General features: G+C 72.8%; 15 protein-coding genes. 9 read left to right on the plus strand and 6 right to left on the minus strand.

Annotated elements, in window-relative coordinates:
* Positions 1 to 145: 145 nt before the first annotated feature.
* On the plus strand, positions 146 to 763 hold the full coding sequence (gene wrbA, locus ACLQ29_RS28900; RefSeq protein WP_393362585.1) for an NAD(P)H:quinone oxidoreductase: 618 nt from the start codon (positions 146 to 148) through the stop codon (positions 761 to 763).
* Positions 764 to 850: 87 nt separating this feature from the next.
* On the opposite strand, the gene ACLQ29_RS28905 is transcribed toward wrbA, so the two are convergent.
* A complete protein-coding gene (locus ACLQ29_RS28905; protein ID WP_425774579.1) occupies positions 851 to 2770 on the minus strand; it encodes an anthranilate synthase family protein in 1920 nt (639 codons plus the stop codon).
* Positions 2771 to 2977: 207 nt separating this feature from the next.
* On the opposite strand from ACLQ29_RS28905, the gene ACLQ29_RS28910 reads away from it, so the two are divergent.
* The 3 genes from ACLQ29_RS28910 to ACLQ29_RS28920 all read left to right on the plus strand — a co-directional run bounded on the left by ACLQ29_RS28910 (position 2978) and on the right by ACLQ29_RS28920 (position 7437).
* Positions 2978 to 4390 carry an FGGY family carbohydrate kinase gene (locus ACLQ29_RS28910; RefSeq protein WP_425774580.1) on the plus strand — a complete coding sequence of 471 codons (1413 nt, stop codon included), beginning with the start codon at positions 2978 to 2980 and terminating at the stop codon, positions 4388 to 4390.
* A 99-nt stretch (positions 4391 to 4489) separates the two neighbouring features.
* Entirely contained in the window at positions 4490 to 7018 is a 2529-nt protein-coding gene (locus ACLQ29_RS28915) for a sensor histidine kinase (protein WP_425774581.1), read from the plus strand.
* Positions 7015 to 7437 (plus strand): roadblock/LC7 domain-containing protein, encoded by a 423-nt coding sequence (locus tag ACLQ29_RS28920; protein WP_425759934.1) that lies wholly within the window; start codon positions 7015 to 7017, stop codon positions 7435 to 7437. The genes ACLQ29_RS28915 and ACLQ29_RS28920 overlap by 4 nt, the downstream gene beginning before the upstream one ends.
* Before the next feature lie 80 nt (positions 7438 to 7517).
* Here the strand turns inward: ACLQ29_RS28920 and ACLQ29_RS28925 are convergent, their stop codons facing one another.
* Positions 7518 to 8861, minus strand: a complete 1344-nt coding sequence (locus ACLQ29_RS28925) for a GH1 family beta-glucosidase (protein ID WP_425774582.1) — start codon at positions 8859 to 8861, stop codon at positions 7518 to 7520.
* A gap of 845 nt (positions 8862 to 9706) precedes the next feature.
* Between ACLQ29_RS28925 and ACLQ29_RS28930 the strand changes: the two genes are divergently transcribed.
* Positions 9707 to 12613 (plus strand): glycoside hydrolase family 48 protein, encoded by a 2907-nt coding sequence (locus ACLQ29_RS28930; protein ID WP_425774583.1) that lies wholly within the window; start codon positions 9707 to 9709, stop codon positions 12611 to 12613.
* Positions 12614 to 12929: 316 nt separating this feature from the next.
* Here ACLQ29_RS28930 and ACLQ29_RS28935 read toward each other — a convergent pair whose 3' ends face one another.
* Positions 12930 to 13652, minus strand: coding sequence for a DUF3159 domain-containing protein (locus ACLQ29_RS28935; protein WP_425774584.1), 723 nt, complete (start codon positions 13650 to 13652; stop codon positions 12930 to 12932).
* A gap of 82 nt (positions 13653 to 13734) precedes the next feature.
* Between ACLQ29_RS28935 and ACLQ29_RS28940 the strand changes: the two genes are divergently transcribed.
* Positions 13735 to 14622, plus strand: a complete 888-nt coding sequence (locus tag ACLQ29_RS28940; RefSeq protein ID WP_425774608.1) for a phosphatase PAP2 family protein — start codon at positions 13735 to 13737, stop codon at positions 14620 to 14622.
* Positions 14623 to 14630: 8 nt separating this feature from the next.
* Positions 14631 to 15299: a maleylpyruvate isomerase N-terminal domain-containing protein gene (locus ACLQ29_RS28945; RefSeq protein ID WP_425774585.1), complete on the plus strand. Its 669-nt coding sequence runs from the start codon at positions 14631 to 14633 to the stop codon at positions 15297 to 15299.
* A 42-nt stretch (positions 15300 to 15341) separates the two neighbouring features.
* On the opposite strand, the gene ACLQ29_RS28950 is transcribed toward ACLQ29_RS28945, so the two are convergent.
* Positions 15342 to 16205: a DUF1028 domain-containing protein gene (locus ACLQ29_RS28950; protein ID WP_425774586.1), complete on the minus strand. Its 864-nt coding sequence runs from the start codon at positions 16203 to 16205 to the stop codon at positions 15342 to 15344.
* Positions 16206 to 16244: 39 nt separating this feature from the next.
* Positions 16245 to 17459: a low temperature requirement protein A gene (locus ACLQ29_RS28955; RefSeq protein ID WP_425774587.1), complete on the minus strand. Its 1215-nt coding sequence runs from the start codon at positions 17457 to 17459 to the stop codon at positions 16245 to 16247.
* A 153-nt stretch (positions 17460 to 17612) separates the two neighbouring features.
* Here ACLQ29_RS28955 and ACLQ29_RS28960 point away from each other — a divergent pair, with 153 nt between their 5' ends.
* Both ACLQ29_RS28960 and ACLQ29_RS28965 read left to right on the plus strand, forming a co-directional pair.
* Positions 17613 to 18596: an LLM class F420-dependent oxidoreductase gene (locus tag ACLQ29_RS28960; protein WP_425760046.1), complete on the plus strand. Its 984-nt coding sequence runs from the start codon at positions 17613 to 17615 to the stop codon at positions 18594 to 18596.
* Positions 18593 to 19384, plus strand: a complete 792-nt coding sequence (locus ACLQ29_RS28965) for an SDR family oxidoreductase (protein WP_425774588.1) — start codon at positions 18593 to 18595, stop codon at positions 19382 to 19384. Before ACLQ29_RS28960 ends, ACLQ29_RS28965 begins: the two co-directional genes overlap by 4 nt.
* Here ACLQ29_RS28965 and ACLQ29_RS28970 read toward each other — a convergent pair.
* Positions 19381 to 20184, minus strand: a complete 804-nt coding sequence (locus ACLQ29_RS28970; protein ID WP_425774589.1) for a class I SAM-dependent methyltransferase — start codon at positions 20182 to 20184, stop codon at positions 19381 to 19383. The two genes, ACLQ29_RS28965 and ACLQ29_RS28970, sit on opposite strands and share 4 nt — an antisense overlap.
* Between the last annotated feature and the right edge of the window lie 31 nt (positions 20185 to 20215).

Raw genomic sequence — 20215 nt, forward strand, 5'->3', positions numbered from 1 at the left:
GTAGGGGTCGTGGGGCCGAAACAGTCGGGAAGTTGCGGAAAATTTGAGCCGGCGGTCCGGAACAGGGGTCCGCGGGCCCTGCCGTTAGAGGTCGCGCCCACCGGGTAGTCGCGGGAGCTGACCCGAGACGAGAAGGGGACATCTGATGGCTGCCCAGACCAAGGTAGCGGTGATCTACTACAGCGCCACCAGCATCACGTACCAGATGGCGCAGGCCGTCTGCGAGGCCGCCGGAGACGCGGGCGCCGACGTGCGCCTGCGCAAGGTTCGCGAGCTGGCGCCGGACGAGGCGATCCGCTCGAACTCCGGCTGGCAGGCACACCATCTGGAGACCCAGGACGTGCCCGAGGCGATGGTCGACGACCTGGCCTGGGCCGATGTGGTGATCATGGGCGCCCCGACCCGGTACGGCATGATCGCGGCCCAGTTGAAGCAGTTCATCGACACCACGGGTCCGCTGTGGGCACAGGGTGCGCTGGCCAACAAGGTCTACGCCGCCTTCACCTCGACGGCGACCGCGCACGGCGGTCAGGAGACCACGCTGACCTCGCTGTTCAACGTCTTCTACCACTGGGGTGGCGTCGTGGTCGCCCCCGGTTACACCGACACCAGCCAGTTCATCGCCGGCAACCCGTACGGCGCCTCGCACACGAGCAACAACGGGGAGATCGCCCCGGACGCCGTGGCGCTCGGGGCCTGCGCGCTCACCGCCCGACGTGCGGTGCTGCTCGGGACCGCGCTGAAGGCGGGCATGGCCGGCTGACGACGGCTGACGACCGGTGGCGCGGGCGGGGGCTCTCGGCCCGTCCACGCCACCGGTCGGCTTCGGCCGTACCCGGCGACGGGACGGCTATGCGCGCCCGCCCGTGGCGGACAGCTCGTCGGCGCGCGGCGCCGGCAGCAGATCGGTCAGCAGCTCGGTCAGCACCGCGAGCCCGTCCGGGCTGAGCACCGACTCCGGGTGGAACTGCACCCCGGCGAAGCCGCGCCCCCGCAGGGCGTGCACCGCGCCGTCGCCCGCGTCGCGGGCCAGCTCCACCGGCCCGTACGCGCTGGTCAGCCGGTCCGCGTCCGCGCGCGCCGTGAACGTGGAGTAGAACCCCACCCGGCGGACCCGGCCGAACAGCGACACCTCCCGCTGCGTGCCCTGGTAGGGCGCCTCCCGGCGGTGCAGGGCCAGCCCCAGCAGCCCGGCCAGCACCTGATGGCCGAGGCAGACCGCGAGGGTGGGCCGCCCGGTCGCCAGCAGTTCGGTCAGCAGCTCCCGCAGCGCCACCATCTTCGGCTCGTCCCGGCTGCCCGGGTCGCCCGGCCCGGGACCGACCACCACCAGGTCGTAGCCGTCGACGGGGCCTCCCGCGTGCCACGGCCGCAGGCTCACCGCGAGGCCCAGCGCGCCCAGTTGGTGGGCCAGCATCGCGGTGAAGGTGTCCTCGGCGTCCACGATCAACACCTGGCGGCCGACCAGACCGGGCAACCCGGCCGCGTTCGGTGCACGCTGGTCCAGCCAGAACCGCGCCAGCGGCGTGTTGCGTGCGGCCAGCGCGTCGCGTACCTCCGGGTCGTCGGCCAGCCGCGCGACCGGGCCGGCGCCGCCGGACGCCGCCGGCCCGAGACCGAGCGCGGCCAGCACGCCGGCGGCCTTGGCGTGCGTCTCCGCGACCTCGCCGGCCGCCGTCGAGTGCCGGACCAGGGTGGCGCCCACCGGCACCCGCAGGTGGCCGGTGGGGGAGATCTCGGCGGTACGGATCAGGATCGGCGCGTCGAGCGTCTGCCGACCGGCCTCGTCATGGCCGAGCAGGGCCAGCACACCTGCGTAGTAGCTCCGGCCGCGGCCCTCGTGTCGGGCGATCACCCGGCAGGCGTTCTCCATCGGGCTGCCGGTCACCGTCGGGGCGAACATCGTCTCGCGCAACACCTCCCGGACGTCGCGGGTGCCCCGCCCGGCCAGCAGGTACTCGGTGTGCGCCAGGTGCGACATCTCCTTCAGGTACGGGCCGATCACCTGACCGCCGTCCTCGGCGACGGTGGCCATCATCTTCAGTTCCTCGTCGAGCACCATGTACAGCTCCTCGACCTCTTTCGGGTCGGCGAGGAAGCGCAGCAGCGCCGCCCGGTCCGGGGTGCCACCGCCGGACCGGAAGGTGCCGCTGATCGGGTTCATCATGACCAGCCCGTCGTCGACGCTCACGTGCCGTTCCGGGCTGGCGCCGACGAGCGTCCGGGTGCCGGTGTGCACGACGAACGTCCAGTAGGCGCCGCGTTCGGCGACCAGCAACCGGCGTAGCGCGGCCAGCGCGGCCACCAGCGGTCGGCCCTGCACGGTGGCGTGCAGGGTGCGGTGGATGACGAAGTTCGCGCCCTCGCCGCGGCCGATCTCCTCGGTGAGCACCCGCTGCACCGTCTCGGCGTACTCCTCGTCGCTGACGTCGAAGGCGGCGTCGGTGGTGCGGACCGGTTCGTCGGGAAGCGTGGCCAGGGCGTCGGCCAGCGCGATCCGCCGATGCTCGCGGACCTGGAGGCACTCCAGCGGAGCGCCGTCGTCGACGCAGGCGAAGCCACGTTCGGTGATCTGGCGGTACGGCACCAGGGCCAGCGTCCGCGCCCCGGGCGTGCCCGGCGGCAGCGGGATGTCGGCCAGACGCTCGACGGTGTCGACGGGGCCGGTGAACAACTCCAGCTCGTCCGCGCCGTCGCGGCGCAGCAGCGCGAAGGGGCCCGGGTCGACGCCGCTGGTCACGGCGGTGAGCAGGTCGGTCAGGTGGGTCATCGAGGTCTCCGTGGGGCCGGGCGCCGCCGGTCGGGGCGGCCATCCGGGCCGGGAGAACCGGCGGCCGCCTCGATGGCGGCCGCGTGGATGGAGCTACGCGCGGAGGGTGGCCGCCGGGTCGGCGGGCCACCAGCAGGTCAGATGCGCGAGCATGTGATCCACCCTACGCGCCCGGCGCCCGCCTGGCACCGGGTAACTTGACCGGCGATGAACATTCTCGCGCTCGATCTGGGTACCTCCTCGGTACGCGGGCTCGTGCTGGACTCCGACAGCCGTCCGTTGCCCGGCGCCCTGGCCCGGCGCAAGGTCGACCTCGCCATCGGCGACGACGGCACCGGCACGCTGTCCGGCCCCGGCTACCTCGCCTGTCTGATCGAGTGCCTCGACGAGTTGGCCGACGCGGGGCACCTGCACGAGGTGGACCTGGTGGCGGTCTCCGCCCAGTGGCACTCGGTGCTGCCGCTCGACCGCGACGGCGCCCCGATCGGCCCGGTGGTCACCTGGCTGGACACCCGGCCCGCGCCGGTCGGCGGCACGGCCGGCCCCGCCGACCCGGACGGCTTCCATCAGCGCACCGGCTGCTGGTGGCACCGCTCGTACTGGTCGATGCGGTTGCCCTGGCTGCGCGAGCAGTCCGGCAGCCCGATCGCCCGGTTCGTCGGCCTGCCCGAGTACGTGCTGGGCGAGCTGCTCGACGACGCGCCCATGTCGGTGTCCCAGGCCTCCGGGACCGGTCTGCTTGACCTGCGCACCCTGCGCTGGGACGAGGAGGCGCTGACCCTTGCCGGCGCACGGCCAGGGGACCTGCCGGCCCTCGGCGGGTTGGACTGGCACGGCCGGCTCCGGGCCGAGAAGGCCCGCCGGTGGCCGCAGCTGGCGCAGGCCCGCTGGTCACCGCCGGTGGGCGATGGCGGGGCGTCGAACGTCGGCTCGGGCTGCGTCGATCCGAGCCGGGCCGCGGTCACCGTGGGCACCTCGGCGGCCGTACGGCTGATGCAGCGGATCCCGGCCGGCGAACCGATGCCCCGGCTCCCCGAGCGTCTGTGGCGCTACCGGGTCGACCACGACCACGTGGTCACCGGCGCCGCGTACGCCTGCGGCGGCAACCTGTTCGCCTGGGCGAATAGGGAGCTGCGGTTGCCGCAGGGCGCCGAGCTGGACGCGGCGCTGGCGCTGGTGCCGGTGGGCGGTGGCCGACCGGCCGACCCCCGCTTCGGTGGCGACCGGCCGCCCGGCCTGCTGCCGGCGGGCAGCGGACAGCTCCGCGACCTCAGCTTCAGCACCACCGCGGTGGACATCCTGGCCGGGCTGATGCAGGGGCTGTGTGAGCTGGTCGCCGAGGATCTCGCGGTGCTGGAGTCCACGATCGACAAACCGGTGGGTGTGGTGCTGGGCGGTGGCGCGGTGGCCGCCTCGGTGTGGTGGCGGCAGGCCTTCGCCGCCGCGCTGGCGCCGCGTCCGGTGTCGCACCAGCGCAACCCGGAGATCGGTGCCACCGGCGCGGCGCTCGTGGCGTTGGGTCGGTTCGGAGACGCGATCGGGCTCGCCGACATCGGCCGGACGGACGAGCTGGTCTTGCCGACCACGGCAGGACGTTCCCACCCGCAGTATCCTTCCTGAACCTCCGCGTCGCCCGGGCCGTTGACAGAGCTCCCGAGCCTGGTTGGATGGACTGCGCTCCCCGGACCGCGGTGGACGCGGTAGGACCGAGGAGGCAGGGTGGCGGTGGGTTCCGGCCCGGCGAACGGCACGGTGTCGAACCACCGCCGACGCCGCTTCGACGTCCGAGTCGTACCGCATCGACGGCGGTCGCCGTTCCGGCTGCGGGACTGGCGGATGAGCACGAAGCTCGCGACCGTGCTGATGGTGCCGTCGATGGCGTTCCTGGTGCTCGCCGGAGTGCAGACCAGCGCGCTGGTGGGGCGGACGACGGCGTTGAACGACTTCTCCCGCCAGGTCGGCATCGGCCGGCAGATCACCGCCGCGGTGCACCAGCTCCAGCAGGAGCGCGACCGCTCGGCGGGGGAGTTGGGTGACCGGCGCGGGGGTGGCGACCGGGACAACACGGTGACCAACCTGAAGCCGCTGCAGACGGCGACCGACCGGGCGATCGTGGACCTGCGTCGGGCCGCCGAGCCGCTCGCGGACGCCGACGCGTCCTGGCGGGTCGCCTTCTCCGAGGCGATGGAGGCGTACGACCAGGTTGTCGACATCCGAGCGGCGATCCAGCCGGCGGTGCTCAGCAGCGAGACAATCCTGAGCAACTACCACCGGGCGGTCGGCGCGATGCTCGACCTGCTGGCGGAGCCGAACCCCGGTCAGGACCAGCCCGCGTTGAACAACGCGGTCCTGCGCTACGTGCAGCTCGCCCGGGTCAAGGAGCTGTCCTCCCGGCTCCGCGCCCAGCTCTACGCCGCCTCCCGCGCGGGCGGGTACGGCACCGAGGACCGGGTGCTCCTCGCGGATCTGCGCGGCCAACAGTTGACCGCGCTCGGCGCGTTCCGGGTGGCCGCGACCGACGACCAGATCCGCCGCTACGACCAGACCACCGTGACTCCGGAGTTCGTGGTCGCCACGCGGCTGGAGGAACGCAGCCTGCCGGCCAGCGACGCGGCGCCGAAGGTGCTGCCGTCGGAGCAGTGGTGGGCGGCCAGCCAGCAGCGCCAGGACCTGTTGCGCCAGCTTGAGGCGGGGGTGCTCGACGACGCGGTCCGGCAGGCCGACGACGCCAGCAGCGGTCAGCTACGGGCCACCCTGCTCGTCGTCGGCGGAGTCGTGGTGGTCCTGCTGGTGGCCCTGCTGATCTCGTTGCTCATCGGGCGGTCGGTGGCCCGTTCGATGCGGTTGCTGCGGAGTCAGGCGTTGCGGATCGCGCAGGTCGAGCTGCCGGAGGCGCTGGACCGGCTGAAGACCGTCACCGGTGGGGTGCCCGCCATCGACGTCGCGCCGGCGGTGGTCCGTTCGCTCGACGAGATCGGCGAGCTGGCGGAGGCGTTCGTGGCGGTGCACCGCAGCGCCGTCACCGTCGCCGTCGAGCAGGCGCTCATGCGGCGCAACGTCAACGCGATGTTCGTCAACCTCGCCCGCCGCAGCCAGGTGCTCGTGGAACGGCAACTGGAGCTGCTGGACGACCTGGAGCGTGAGGAGGGCGACCCGGACCAGTTGGAGAACCTGTTCAAGCTCGACCACCTGGCCGCCCGCATGCGCCGCAACGACGAGAGTCTGCTGGTGCTCGCCGGCACCGATTCGACGCGGCGGTGGAACCGGCCGGTCGGCATCGGTTCGATGCTGCTGGCCGCCGCCGCGGAGATCGAGCAGTACCAGCGGGTCCGCATCGAGTCGGTGGCCGACGTGTATGTGGTCGGGCACGCCGTCGGCGAGCTGGTGCACCTGTTGGCCGAGTTGTTGGAGAACGCCACGGCCTTCTCCCGCCCGGACACCCTCGTGGTGGTGACCGCCAAGGTCGAGGCCGCGACCACCCTGATCGAGATAGTCGACAGTGGTCTCGGCATGAGCCCGACCGCCTTGGCCGAGGCGAACGCGGTGCTGGCCAGTCCCCCGGCCGCGGACGTCGCGGCGGTGGAACGGATGGGTCTGTTCGTGGTCAGCCACCTGGCCGCCCGGCTGGGCGTCTCGGTGCGCCTGCACGGGGGCCAGGACGGCCTGGTCGCCCGGCTCGTGCTGCCCGCCACGCTGTTGGCGCCGGCGGGCGCGGTGGAGCTGGATTCGCCCGCGCCGGCCCGGATGCTGGCGACGAGCGCCGCGCGGGGAGTGGCCGCGCCGTCCGAGGGTGCCCGGGAGGCAGAGGCGCCGGGGCCGGGCTTCGACGCCAGGGAGCTGCCGGTGGCCGGCCGGCGGCCGGGAGTGGCCGTGCCGCGTCCGGCCCGTCCGGCGCGCTCCGCGGATGTGTTGGCCCCGGCCGCCCCCGGCGGCGGTGCGGGCTGGTGGTCGCGGCAGGGTCCGTCCGCGCCGGCGGTGCCCGCGGCGGCGATGCCGCCGGCCATTCCGGTGACCGCCGGCACGAACGAGCGGGGGCTGCCGGTGCGGGTGCCGATGGCGCAGTTGAGCGCGGTCACCCGTACGGCGCAACCGACCTCGACGCCGACCCGCGTCGACCTGGACCCGGAAGCGGTCGGCGGCATGCTGTCCCGGCTCTACAGCGGGGTGCGGCGTGCCGAGGCCGAGGACACCACCGAGATACCCGTGCCACCGTCCGGGGGGCACGACGAAGGGGGACGAGGACAGTGACGACGTTGAGCCAGGAGGCGCGTGACCTGAGCTGGCTGGTGAGCGCGTTCGCGGACCGGGTGCCGGGCGTGGCGCACGCGGTGGTGGTCTCCTCGGACGGGTTGTTGGTGGCGATCTCCGACCATCTGCCCCGCGACAACGCGGACAAGCTCGCGGCGGTGACCTCCGGGCTGATGAGCATCACGGCGGGCGCGGCCTCGATGTTCGACGGCGATATCGTCAAGCAGACCGTGGTCGAGATGGGCCGCGGCTACTTCCTGGTGATGCAGATCCGCGACGGTTCGATCCTGGCCACGCTGGCGGCCGGGGACGCGGACATCGGCGTCGTGGGTTACGAGATGGCCCGGCTGGCCAAGCAGGCGGGGGAGATGCTCACCCCGGCGCTGCGAGCGGAGTTGCAGCAGGCGCTGCCCCGCTGACCTGCCGGTCCGGAACCCGGACGGTCACCGGCTCACCCGAGCCGAGCCGTCCGGGCCCGGCATTCCGGGTGGCGGCCGGCTCAGAAGCCGCCGTCGGTGATGACGGAGCGGTACCAGGTGGCGCTGCTCTTGAGCACGCGCCGCTGGGTCGGGTAGTCCACGTAGACAAGGCCCCAGCGCTGGTCGTATCCCGCGTCCCACTCGAAGTTGTCAAGCAGCGACCAGACGTGGAAGCTCTCCAGCGGCACCCCGGCGGCGATGGCCCGGTGCACGGCGGTGAGGTGGTCGCGCAGGAAGCTGATCCGGCCCGCGTCGTGGACGGTGTCGTCCGCCGTCAGGGTGTCCGCTGTGGGCAGGCCGTTCTCGGTGATGGTGAGGGGGATCGGGCCGTAGTCGCGGGTGACCCGGGTCAGCAGGTCGTACATCCCCTCGGGGTAGATCTGCTGCCACTCGGCCTCGGTGGTCGCCCAACGTCGCACCGTGCTGCCGTCGCCGGTGACGTAGATCGGTGTGTAGTACTGCACGGCGAGCAGGTCGATCGGCGCCGAGATGATCTTCAGGTCGCCGTCGCGGATGCCCCGGACCATCCGGCTCTGCGGGCCCAGGTCGGCCAGCAGGTCCTCCGGGTAGCTGCCCCGGAGCACGGAGTCGAGGTAGAGGCGGTTCTCGTAGCCGTCGTAGAGGTGGGCCGCGGCGGCCGCCTGGGCGGAGTCGTCGGCGGGGTAGCAGGGGTGCAGGTTGAGCGCGGGGCCGATCCGGCTGTCGCTGCCGCTGGCCCGCAGCGTGCCGACGGCCAGCCCGTGCGCGAGCTGCAGGTGGTGGGCGACCAGGTAGGCGGCGTCCGGGTCCTGTCGGCCGGGGGCGTGGTGGCCGGTGAGGTAGCCGTTCTGCACCACGGTCTTGGGTTCGTTGATGGTGAGCCACGCCGGCACCCGGTCGCCCAGGGCGCGGAAGACCACGTCGGCGTAGTCGGCGAAGCGGTGGGCGGTGTCGCGCGACTCCCAGCCGCCGGCGTCCTGCAGCGCCTGCGGGAGGTCCCAGTGGAACAGGGTGGCCATCGGGGCGATGCCGCGCTCGTGCAGGCCGTCGATGAGCCGGCGGTAGAAGTCGAGCCCGCGCTGGTTGGGCAGGCCGCTGCCGTCGGGCTGGATCCGTGGCCAGGAGATGGAGAAGCGGTAGCTGCGCAGCCCGAGGTCGCGCATGAGGTCGAGGTCCTCGGCGTACCTGTGGTAGTGGTCGGCGGCCACGTCGCCGGTGTCGCCGTTACGGGTGCTGCCCGGGACGCGACTGAAGGTGTCCCAGACGGATTCGCCGCGCCCGTCCTCCTTGGCGGCGCCCTCGATCTGGTACGCCGAGGTGGCCGCGCCCCAACCGAAGTTGTCGGGGAAGCGCAGTGGGCCGGCGGGCCCGGTAGGTATCGACATGGATTCTCCTCGTGGATACGGGGCCACCGCCGAGATTCGGGAGCGCTCCCAGAATAGGCCAGGGGCGGCCGGCCCGGTCAGCTGACCGTCATGGCGGCCGGCGATGGCGGGTCGAGGCGGTTGGGGGCCCCAGACAGCGAACGAGGCCGCCGGGCGGCGCGGCGCGCCTGTCCCGTCGGCCTCTTTTCCCATCGTGTACGGGGGTTTAGTGTGGGGACGGGGGAGGGCAACCCCCGTCCCCACCGTAACTGCACACACACGGGCGAGATTTGGGTCCTGCCGTGCGTGTCGCGCGGGAGCCGGGCCACGCGAGTGGCTCTGGTTCCACCTCCCTCCGTAAGGCGGGACGATGGCTGACGACGGCGTCCGGGCTGGCCCGTCGTCGGCCCTCGGGCTGGTTCGCCAGGCCCGTCAGAAACGACCCTAGCGATCTTCTTGTTGGAACCTTGTCGATGGAAGCGCTCCCATCGACCGATGTTGCGACTGTAACGCCCGTCACGGCTTTGTGAAAGACCCAAAACGAGATCGAAACAACGAGCTGAACGAGTGGCGTCTGCGCTTGTTGTGGGAGCGCTTCCATGGCAGACTGTCGATTCAACGCGACAGGAGCCACATCGCGTGAGCGCGGGTTCACCGAGGGCAGCCGGCAGCACCATCCCGGTCACGGTCACCCCGATCGCAGCCGGCGGGACCCCCTCCCGTGCGGGCCGCACACCGCCCTACCCCGGCCGGGCCCGGGGGAGACCACCTTCCCGGCGCCTCGAATCTCCCGCGGACCACCACCCTCGCGGGCAGGCGCCTTCGCCGGGGACCGTCCCGGCCTGGTCCGAGGAGACACCGCGCACATGAGACAACTGGCAAGACGCCGTCGCGTGGCGATCATCGCTGCCGTCGCGCTCGCCGCCGGCGGGGTGACCCTGCCCGCCGGCGCCGCACAGGCCGCGCCCGCCTGCGACGTGGTCTACGCGACCAACGACTGGAACACCGGCTTCACCGCCAACGTGACGATCAAGAACCTGGGCGACGCGGTCAGCAACTGGACGCTCAAGTGGACCTTCCCGAACAGCAGCCAGCGGGTCACCCAGGGCTGGTCGGCCAGGTTCAGCCAGTCCGGCAGCGCGGTCACCGCGACGAACGAGTCGTACAACGGCAACCTCGCCACCGGTGCCTCCACCACCATCGGCTTCAACGGCTCCCACGCGGGCAGCAACCCGAAGCCCACCTCGTTCACGCTCAACGGCACCCCGTGCAACGGCACCCCGGCGAACCAGCCGCCGACGGTCTCCCTCGGCCTGCCGAGCGGGCCGTTCACCGCGCCGGCCGACGTGCCGCTGACCGCCACCGCCAGTGACCCGGACGGGACGATCAGCAAGGTCGAGTTCTACCGCAACGGCCTGCTGATCAACACCGACACCTCCGCGCCGTACGCGTACACGCAGGAGGACCTGCCGGCCGGCAGCTACACCGTCCAGGCCAAGGCATACGACAACGCCAACGGCATCGGGGTCGACGAGAAGGCGTTCACCGTCGGCGCCGCCAGCGGCCCGACACTCGTCGCCACGCCGTCCGCGGTGAGCGTCAGCGAGGGTGGCACCTCCACCTTCAACCTGAAGCTCAGCGCCGCGCCGACGGCCAACGTGCCGGTCACCCTCACCCCCACCGGTGACGCCGACATCACCGTCTCGCCGGCCACCGCCACGCTGACCCCGAGCAACTGGAACACCGGGGTCACCGTCACGGTCGCCGCGGCGGAGGACACCGACACCCTGGGCGGCGCCGCCACCATCACCGCCGCCGCCACCGGTCTCGCCTCGCTGGCGGTCACCGCCACCGAGATCGACAACGACACCCCAGGTGGCGACAACACCTACATCGCGAAGTTCCTCGAGCAGTACGGCAAGATCAAGAACTCGGGCTACTTCAGCCCCGAGGGCGTGCCGTACCACTCGGTGGAGACGCTCATCGTCGAGGCGCCCGACCACGGGCACGAGACGACCTCCGAGGCGTTCAGCTTCTGGCTCTGGCTGGAGGCGAACTACGGGCGCGTCACCCAGAACTGGGCGCCGTTCAACAACGCCTGGACGGTGATGGAGAAGTACATCATCCCGACGCACGCCGACCAGCCGACCGCCGGCTCCGCGGGCACCCCGCAGTACGCGGCGGAGTACAACCTGCCCAGCCAGTACCCCTCGGCGCTGAACCCGAACATCTCGGTCGGGCAGGACCCGCTCCGCTCGGAGCTGCAGTCGACCTACGGCACCGGTGACATCTACGGCATGCACTGGCTGATGGACGTCGACAACACCTACGGCTTCGGTCGCTGCGGCGACGGCACCACCAAGCCGGCCTACATCAACACCTTCCAGCGGGGCACCCAGGAGTCGGTGTGGGAGACCATCCCGCAGCCCTCCTGCGACACCTTCAAGCACGGCGGTCAGTACGGCTACCTCGACCTGTTCGTCAAGGACACCGGCGCCCCCGCCAAGCAGTGGAAGTACACGAACGCCCCGGACGCCGACGCCCGCGCCGTGCAGGCCGCATACTGGGCGCTGACCTGGGCCAAGGCGCAGAACAAGCAGGCTGACGTCGCGGCGACCATCACCAAGGCCGCCAAGATGGGCGACTACCTGCGGTACGCGATGTTCGACAAGTACTTCAAGAAGATCGGCAACTGCGTCGGGGCCAGCACCTGCCCCGCCGGCACCGGCCGGGACTCGGCCCACTACCTGCTGTCCTGGTACTACGCCTGGGGCGGCGCGTACGACGCCAGCCAGAACTGGTCCTGGCGGATCGGCTCCAGCCACAACCACTTCGGCTACCAGAACCCGTTCGCGGCCTGGGCGCTGACGAACACCCCGGAGCTCAAGCCGCAGTCGTCGACCGCGGTCTCCGACTGGACCAAGAGCTTCGAGCGGCAGCTGGAGTTCTACACCTGGTTGCAGTCCGCCGAGGGCGGCATCGCCGGTGGCGCCACCAACAGCTGGGACGGCAGTTACGCCCAGCCGCCGGCCGGCACCAGCACCTTCTACGGCATGTTCTACGACGTCGACCCGGTCTACAACGACCCGCCGTCCAACCAGTGGTTCGGCATGCAGGCCTGGTCGATGCAGCGGATCGCCGAGCTGTACCTGCAGACCGGCAACGCGAAGGCCAAGGCGCTGCTGGACAAGTGGGTGCCGTGGGCGATCGCCAACACCACGCTCGGCACCAACTGGTCGATCCCGTCGGACATGGCGTGGACCGGTCAGCCGACCACCTGGAACCCGTCCAGCCCGCAGCCCAACACCAACCTGCACGTCGAGGTGATCAGCAAGGGCCAGGACGTCGGCGTCGCCGCCGCCTACGCCCGGATCCTGATCGCGTACGCCTCCAAGTCGGGCAACGCGGCGGCCAAGACCACCGCCAAGGGTCTGCTCGACGGGCTGTCCGCCGCCGCCGACGCCAAGGGTGTCTCCACCACCGAGAAGCGTGGCGACTACCGGCGCTTCGACGACACCTACAACGCCTCCACCGGGCAGGGCGTCTACGTCCCGCCGGGCTGGACCGGGAAGATGCCGAACGGCGACACCATCGCCGCCGGCAAGAGCTTCCTGGACCTCCGGTCCTTCTACAAGAACGACCCGGACTGGCCGAAGGTGCAGGCGTACCTGGACGGTGGCGCGGAGCCCAGCTTCAACTACCACCGGTTCTGGGCACAGGCTGACGTCGCCATGGCGTACGCCGACTACGGCAGCCTGTTCCCGAACGGCTGACGACGACCCGGGATGGGCGGCGTGGACCGCCCATCCCGGGATCCGGCCCGGGGTCCGAGGAACGACGGACCCCGGCCGGCGGACGGCCTGACACCCACGGTCAGGCCGGGGTGGGCCGGCCATCTGGCCGACGCAGCGGATCGGCTGGCCCACCCCACCGCCCGGACTGGAGCCAACCGCGAAAAAGCCCAGAAATTCGGGCCGTCACGGGATCACGCCGAGGTCCGGAACGGAGTAACGTACGTCACCGGAGAGGCCGCTCCCCCCGTGGCGGCCTCTCCACTTTTTGCCCGCAGCGCCCCTGCTCGGCCCTGGTTCAGCCCGGCGGCGCCGGCGTCTCCGCGCCGACCGGATGACGCAGACCGGGGTGCCCGGCCGGCAACGACCGCCGCAACACCACCCAGCTCACCGCCAGCGCCGCGGCGACCAGCGGCCAGGTCAAGGCCACCCGGGCCACCACCAGCGCGAGCACCTGCCCACCCAGGTACAGCGGCACGAACACCGCCAGCCGCACCAGGTAGGTCGCCGTCCACACCCAACTCGCCCGGCCGTAGCCGCGCAGCAGCGCCCGGTCGCGCCGCCACCGGGTGCGCTGGCCCAGCACCCCACCGACCACCACACCGAGCAGCGGCCAGCGCACCACGATGCTGACCGCCCAGGCGAGAGCGCTGGCGGCGTTGGACAGCACCTGAATGAGGAAGAAGTCCTCGGCCCGGCCGGTGCGCACCGCGATCAGCGCCGCGACGCAGACGGCCAGCAGACCGACGAGCACCGAGCGCGGCCGGTCACCCCGGCGCAGCCGTACGCCGGCCACCGTCGCGCCCACGGCCAGCGCCGCGCCGATCCCACCCCACAGCGACTCGCCGCCCAGCAGCCAGCCCGCCGCGAACGCGAGCGGTGGCAGGGTGGCGTCGACGGCCCCGCCCCGCCCGCCCAACAGGTCCGCGAGCGACTCGGCGCGCGCCCGCCCGTCGGGGCCCATCCGCTGGTCCGGACCGGGTGTGGCCTGGCCACCGCCGTGCTCGGGTGTTCCGCCCATCGCCGCCTCCTCGCTCTGGCACAACCTAACCGTCGGCGGGCGGCGGGCCACCGGTCGGCAGTCCGACACCTGCCGCTACGGTGTGCGGATGCGCGCGACGGCACGGGGTTGGACCGCGGTCTGGTTGGTCGTTCTGGCCCTTGTCCAGACGGCCGCTTTCCTCGCCGTGTGGCGGGTGGCCCTGCACACCGAGATCGGCCAGTGGGTGGACACCGTCGCCCTCACCGGCAACCGGATCGGGCAGGACACCATCGAGGGTCCCGTCGACCGGATCCTCAACGCGATGTCGGTGGTCTCCCTCCTCGCCGCCACCGCGATGATCGGGTTCATCGCGCTGATCCGCGGACGGATCGCCCTGGCGATCACCGCGACCCTCCTGATCGCCGGGGCGAACGTCTCGACCCAACTGCTGAAGTACGGGCTGAACCGGCCCGACTACGGCGTCGACCCCGAGCGCGCCGGGGTGGGCAACAGCCTGCCCAGCGGGCACACCACGGTGGCCGCGGCGGTGGCTGTCGCGCTGGTGCTCGTGTTGCCGGCCAAGGTGCGGGCGGTCGGTGCCTTCCTCGCCGCGGCCTATGCCGCCACCGCCGGCGTCGCCACCCTCTCCGCCGGCTGGCACCGACCCAGTGACGCGATCGCCGCGTACCTGGTGGTGGGTGTCTGGGCGGCGCTGGCCGGGCTGGTCCTGCTGATCACCCAGCGGGAGCAGGCCGAGGTCGCTCCCGGCGACGCGCACCGTACGGTCGCGCTGGTGCTCGGGGGGGCCGGGGTGCTCGCCCTGGTCGCCTGCGGGCTGTGCCTCACCTGGCTCGTCGGCCTGCGCGACACCGGCCCGGACGAGTTGAGCCGCCAACCCCTGTTCGTCGCGTACGCGGGCAGCGCCACCGGGATCGCCGGCACGATGGCGGTGGTGATGGCGTTGGTGCTCACCGTCGTGCACCGGCTGGTGCCCAGGGTCAAGGGCTGAGCGGACCGATGGACCCGGTCGGCAGGGCGTTCGTCGCGGAGTGCGCGCGGCTCACCGAGATCCTCGCCGAGCTTGTCGACGCCGACCTGGACCGGCCCACCGACTGCCCACCGTGGACGGTCCGGGAGCTGGTCGCACATGTTCGCACCGGAGTCGGCCGGCTGACCGACATGCTCGCCGCGCCGGCCCCGCCCCGCGCCGAGGTCGACGCCGCCGGTTATTTCGGCCTGGCGAGGTTCACCCCGCCTGTCGACGCCGACCGGATCGCCGGAGCCCGCCGCGACGCGCTGCCGGTAGACCGGGCGGCGCTGGCGACCGAGTTCGACAGCGCCTGGCGGGCCACCGACGCCGCGGTCGCCGCCGCGCCGCCCGGCCGCGTCGTACGGACCCGGCACGGCGACGCGATGGGCGTCACCGAGTTCCTGCGGACCCGGGTCGTCGAGGTGGGCGTGCACGGCCTGGACCTGGCCGCCGCGCTGGGCCGGCCGGCCTGGCTCACCCCACCGGCGGCCGAGGTGATCGCCGACCTGCTCACCGGGGGCAGACCGGCGCCCGCCGGGCTGCGCTGGGACCAGCTGACCCTGATCCGCAAGACCACCGGACGGGCGGCGCTGACCGTCCCGGAGCGGTCCGCGATCGACGCCGCAGGCTTCCGCTGGCTCACCTTCGGCCGCTGACCCGCCCACCGGGGGCATCGGTCACCGTTCGTGCGGTGCCGGTCAGCTCGCGGCGCGGGGTGCGGGGACGTGCGGGGCAACGCCGCGCAGGTGGGTCAGCACCACCGGGTCGATCCGCCCCGGCACCAGCCGCTCCTCCAGGTTCTCCAGCCCCGCCCAGGAGACCAACGCCGCCTCCGTGCCGCCGTCGGCCACCGGATGGCCCAGCGCGGCGAGCAACGCCGCCACCTCGTCGGCGACCGCGCCGCTGAGGTCGAGCAGGGTGGCCGGGTCGGGCCGGCTGAACAGCATGGTGTGCACGGCGAGCAACCGACCCAGCTCGGCGACCGGGTCCGGGTGATCGTCCACCCGAAGGTCGACGAGCACGTCGCTGGTGCCGCCGTACCCGCCGCCGCGCTCGACCACCAGCAGCCCGGCGCTCTGCCGGCCCCGCCGGTCGCCGCCGGCCTCGTCGCCGGCCCGCAACGCGGCGACCAGCCGCTCGGCGAACGGCAGCGCCGACCCGGCCAGCCAGGCGTCGCCAAGCGCGTCGACGACCTCCGGGCCGGTGAGCACGTTGCCCTGCGCGGCCCAACCGTCGCCGGTCCGCCCACCCGCCCACGGGTGGCAGGCCGGCCCGGTCCACGTGGCGCCCGGTCCCTCGACGCCCACCACGCCGAGCTGGCGGTGCTCCCGCTCGGGGTCGGCGGCGACCAGCCCGGCCACCACGTCGGCCGGGGTCACCCCGGTGCGCAGCAGGGTGAGGCCCTGCGGACGGTACGCGAGGTTGACGTGCGCCTGGGTGGCAAGCGCGCCGACCTCGGCGGCGGCAGCCGGCACCAGCGCCCCGGCGGCGAGGAACTTGCTGGCGACGACGACGCCGTGCAGGCGGGCGTCGGCGGAACGGGCGACGAGCGAGAAGGTCACCCGCCGAGCCTAGGGCGTGTGTCGTCGGGCCGTGCTGGCTCAGAAGGGTGGCGCGGCGGCCTCCGGTGGGGCGCCGTGCGCCCGGCGGGCGTCGACGACCACGACGACGGCCAACACCAGCACCCCGACCGCGCTCGCCGCCACACCGGGCAGGAACAGCAGTGGCACCGCCGACGCCGCCAACACCAGCAGTGCGATCCACCGGGACGGGGACACGCGCGCGAACACCTCGTACTCCAGGCGGGCCCGCCCGGCCAGGAACAGGGCCGGGCCACCGAGCGCCATGGCCAGCCACGGCCCCGGGATCTGTTCCAGCGGATGCTGGATGATCAGCTCGTAGCCGATCGCGGTGGCCGCGAGACCGACCACCATCACCAGGTGGGTGTCGGCCGCCGACCGGCCGATGGTGGCGGGGTGCCGGGCCTTCACCACCGCCTCGCCCAGAATCCGCCCGGCCCGCTGCACGTAGATACGCCACAGCAGGATCGAGGTGGCCAACGCGAGCGCGAACGCCCACACGTGCCCCGACTCGTACGGTCCCTCGCTGTACGCGAAACCCGCCACCAGGATCGTCTCGCCGAGCGCGACGAGGAAGAACTGCTGGTACCGCTCCGCCAGGTGTTCCCCGGCGATCTCCCACTTGGAGATCGTCGAGCGACCCAGCCCCGGCACCGGCCAGCCACACCGGGCGGCCAGGTACTCGAGGAACAGCGCCGCCGTCCAGAGCGTGACCTGCATGTTGGTGGGCAGCAGCGCCCCGGTGATCCAGAGGACCCCGCTGACGGAGAACACCACGGCCATGCGGACCTTCAGCCGGCGGTACGGGTGGGCCCCCAACGCGAGCGACAGGATCACCGGTCGGGCCACCTGCGCGACCACGTACGCCACCGCGAACATCAGCGCGGTCTCGCTGAACGCCCGGGGGATCGCCACCCCGAGCAGCATGCTGCACACCAACGCGGTGATCACCACGGTCTGCAGCGGCACCCGGTAGGGGTCGTAGCGGCTCGTCGTCCACGCGGTGCCCTGCCAGACCGACCAGAGTGCGAGCAGCAGCAGCAACGTCTTGCCGCTCCCGGTGATCGCCGCCATGACGTGCTCCCGAGCCGGCCCGTCGGTCAGGTCCTCGAACGCGCGCGCCGAGATCCGGGTGAGCGCGAAGACGTACACCAGGTCGAAGAAGAGTTCGAGGAAGGTCGCCCGGCCCGGGTCGCGTTTGGCCGGCTCCAGGTGCCCCGCTGCCCCGGAACCCATGGTCAGCGGCCTGCGCCGTTGGTCCGGTCCACCTCGAAGTCGTAGCATCCGCGCCGGCACGGGCGACCGGAAACCGGCGATTCTGCCCAACCCGGGGATCTTGCCCGTACCCCCGTCAACGGGCACGATCGATCGGTGACGAATCGATGGGGCATGACGGTGCCGCTGGGCGGGCTCGCCCTGGCGCACCACGACGCGGCCTATGCGGCCCTCGACGAGGCCGGGTTCACCGACGTCTGGTCGTCCGAGGTCGCCGGGACCGACGCGTTCACCCCGCTGGCGCTCGCCGCGGCCTGGCAGCCGGGCCTGCGACTGGGCACCGCGATCGCGCCGGCCTTCACCCGGGGCCCCGGGCTGCTGGCGATGAGCGCGGCGGCGCTGGCCGAGGCCGCGCCGGGCCGGTTCGCCCTCGGCATCGGCGCGTCCTCACCCGTGCTCGTGCGGGACTGGAACGCCGTGCCGTTCGACGAGCCGTTCCGCCGCACCCGCGACGTGCTGCGCTTCCTGCGCGCCGCGCTGCGCGGCGAGACCGTCGACGAGGCCTACGACACGTTCACCATCCGCCGGTTCACGCTCGAACAACCGCCGGCGGTGCCCCCGCCGATCCTGCTGGCCGCGCTGCGCCCGGGGATGCTCCGGCTGGCCGGTGCGGAGGCCGACGGTGTCATCCTCAACTGGCTCAGCGCCGACGACGTGCCGCGGGCCCTCGCCGAGTTGGGCGAGCGGCGCGCCGGATTCGAGGTCGCCGCCCGGATCTTCGTCTGCCCCACCGAGGACGCCGCGTACGCCCGAGCGCTGGGCCGCCGGCTCATCACCAGCTACCTCACCGTCGGAGCGTACGCCGAGTTCCACCGCTGGCTCGGCCGGGACGAGGCGCTCGGGCCCATGTGGGCGGCCTGGGCCGCCGGTGACCGGCGCGGCGCCAACGCGGCGGTGCCCGACGACGTGGTCGACGCGTTGGTGTTGCACGGCGCACCGGAGCGGTGCCGCGCCGAGGTGCGCCGTTACGCCGACGCCGGTGTCGACGTGCCGATCATGGCGCTGCTGCCCACCCCGGAGATCACCGCCGGCGGCGCGACCGCGCTGCTCAACCTCATCGCCCAGTTGGGGGCCGACACCGTGGGAGCGTCCGCGTGAACCTCACCGACCGGATCGTGGTGGTCACCGGCGGGGCCGGCGGCATCGGCGCGGCGCTGTCCCGCCGCTTCGCCGCGGAGGGGGCCGCCGCCGTGGTGGTCGCCGACCTGGACGCGGCCGCGGCGGACGCGGTGGCCGAGGGCATCGGCCCGGTCGCGCACGCCATCGCCCTCGACGTCACCGACGAGGAGCAGGTACGCGACCTGGTGGCCGACACCGAGGAGCGCTACGGCCGGATCGACCTGTTCTGCGCCAACGCGGGAGTGACCACCGGCGGGGGAGTGGAGGTCGACGACGCCGGCTGGGACCGGGCGTGGCGGGTGAACGTGCTCGCCCACGTCTACTCGGCCCGCGCGGTGTTGCCCGGGATGCTCGCCCGGGGTGGCGGTCACCTGCTGCACACCTGCTCGGCGGCGGGCGTGCTGACCGCGGTGGGCGATGCCGCCTACACCGCGACGAAGCACGCCTCGGTGGGGTTCGCCGAGTGGCTCGCCATCACCTACCGGGACCGGGGCATCCGGGTCAGCGCGCTCTGCCCGCAGGGGGTGGACACTCCGATGCTCACCGACGGGATCGTCAGCGGTCATCTCGGTGCCCGGGTGGTCGCCGCGTCCGGGGCGGTCCTCACGCCCGACCAGGTCGCCGAGGCGGCGATCGCCGGGCTGGCCGAGGAACGTTTCCTGATCCTGCCGCACCCGGAGGTCGCCGACTACGCCCGCCGCCGCGCCGAAGACCCGGACGGCTGGCAGGCCGGCATGCGCAAACTCATCCGCCGCCTGACGCGTTAGGGCAGTGGGACGCGTCCGGCGGCGAGGAGATGGGCACTCGAACTGATCAGCGCCGGCTCGCTGCTGTAGAGCCGGGCGAGCTCCAACGCCGCGGCGAAGACCGTGTCCGGTGCCGGTCCGCCCACCGCCGCCTCCGCCGCGGTCCACGCCGGCCCCTCCACCCCGTGTACGACGACGTCGGTCAGCCCGGCGGCCGAACACTCGTCGGTGATCTCCTCGATGCGATGGAAATAGGCATGGGTGAAACCGATCCGTGCGTCGTTGACGCCGTCGGTGAGCAGCGCCCTGGCCTCGTCGAGCAGCCTCCGGTCCAGTCGCCCGGTGGCCGCGAAGTCCAGCGGGCCGGCGAAGCGTGAGATGACAGCGGCCACGACGTGACCGCCGGGACGCGTGACCCGGACGGCCTCCCGTAGAGCCTGTAGTCGATCGACGCGGCGCACCAGGTGGTAGAGGGGGCCCAGGAGCAGCGCGGCGTCGTACACCCCGTCGGCATCGGGCAGCGCACGAGCGTCGCCGACCTCCGCCTCGACCGGAGGCTGTCCGGCGCGGGCCTGCGCCACGTGGCTCGGCACCAGGTCGACCAGGCGGACCTGGTGGCCGGCGTCCACCAGAGCCCGCGCGTACTCGCCGGTGCCCCCACCGATGTCCAGCACCCGGGCACCCGGGCCGGGCAGGAGATCCCGCAGCAGCTCAATCGTGCGGATCCACTCCAGTCGGGCCTGCGGCCGGGCGGACAGGCGCAGGTCCTCGCGGTAGCGCACCGTGTAGTAGTCGACGATGTCGCTCGTGTGCTGATCCACCCCCTGATCCTCAGCGTCGCGGGATCAGACC

It is taken from the genome of Micromonospora sp. DT228 (assembly GCF_049841595.1).
In the GTDB taxonomy this organism is placed as follows: Bacteria; Actinomycetota; Actinomycetes; order Mycobacteriales; family Micromonosporaceae; genus Micromonospora.

Bases quoted from the DNA above. Each gene is read 5' to 3' on its own strand.
- wrbA (WP_393362585.1), top strand. From the start codon at position 146: ATGGCTGCCCAGACCAAGGTAGCGGTGATCTACTACAGCGCCACCAGC.
- ACLQ29_RS28905 (WP_425774579.1), bottom strand. From the start codon at position 2,770: ATGACCCACCTGACCGACCTGCTCACCGCCGTGACCAGCGGCGTCGAC.
- ACLQ29_RS28910 (WP_425774580.1), top strand. From the start codon at position 2,978: ATGAACATTCTCGCGCTCGATCTGGGTACCTCCTCGGTACGCGGGCTC.
- ACLQ29_RS28925 (WP_425774582.1), bottom strand. From the start codon at position 8,861: ATGTCGATACCTACCGGGCCCGCCGGCCCACTGCGCTTCCCCGACAAC.
- ACLQ29_RS28930 (WP_425774583.1), top strand. From the start codon at position 9,707: ATGAGACAACTGGCAAGACGCCGTCGCGTGGCGATCATCGCTGCCGTC.
- ACLQ29_RS28935 (WP_425774584.1), bottom strand. From the start codon at position 13,652: ATGGGCGGAACACCCGAGCACGGCGGTGGCCAGGCCACACCCGGTCCG.
- ACLQ29_RS28945 (WP_425774585.1), top strand. From the start codon at position 14,631: ATGGACCCGGTCGGCAGGGCGTTCGTCGCGGAGTGCGCGCGGCTCACC.
- ACLQ29_RS28955 (WP_425774587.1), bottom strand. From the start codon at position 17,459: ATGGGTTCCGGGGCAGCGGGGCACCTGGAGCCGGCCAAACGCGACCCG.
- ACLQ29_RS28960 (WP_425760046.1), top strand. From the start codon at position 17,613: ATGACGGTGCCGCTGGGCGGGCTCGCCCTGGCGCACCACGACGCGGCC.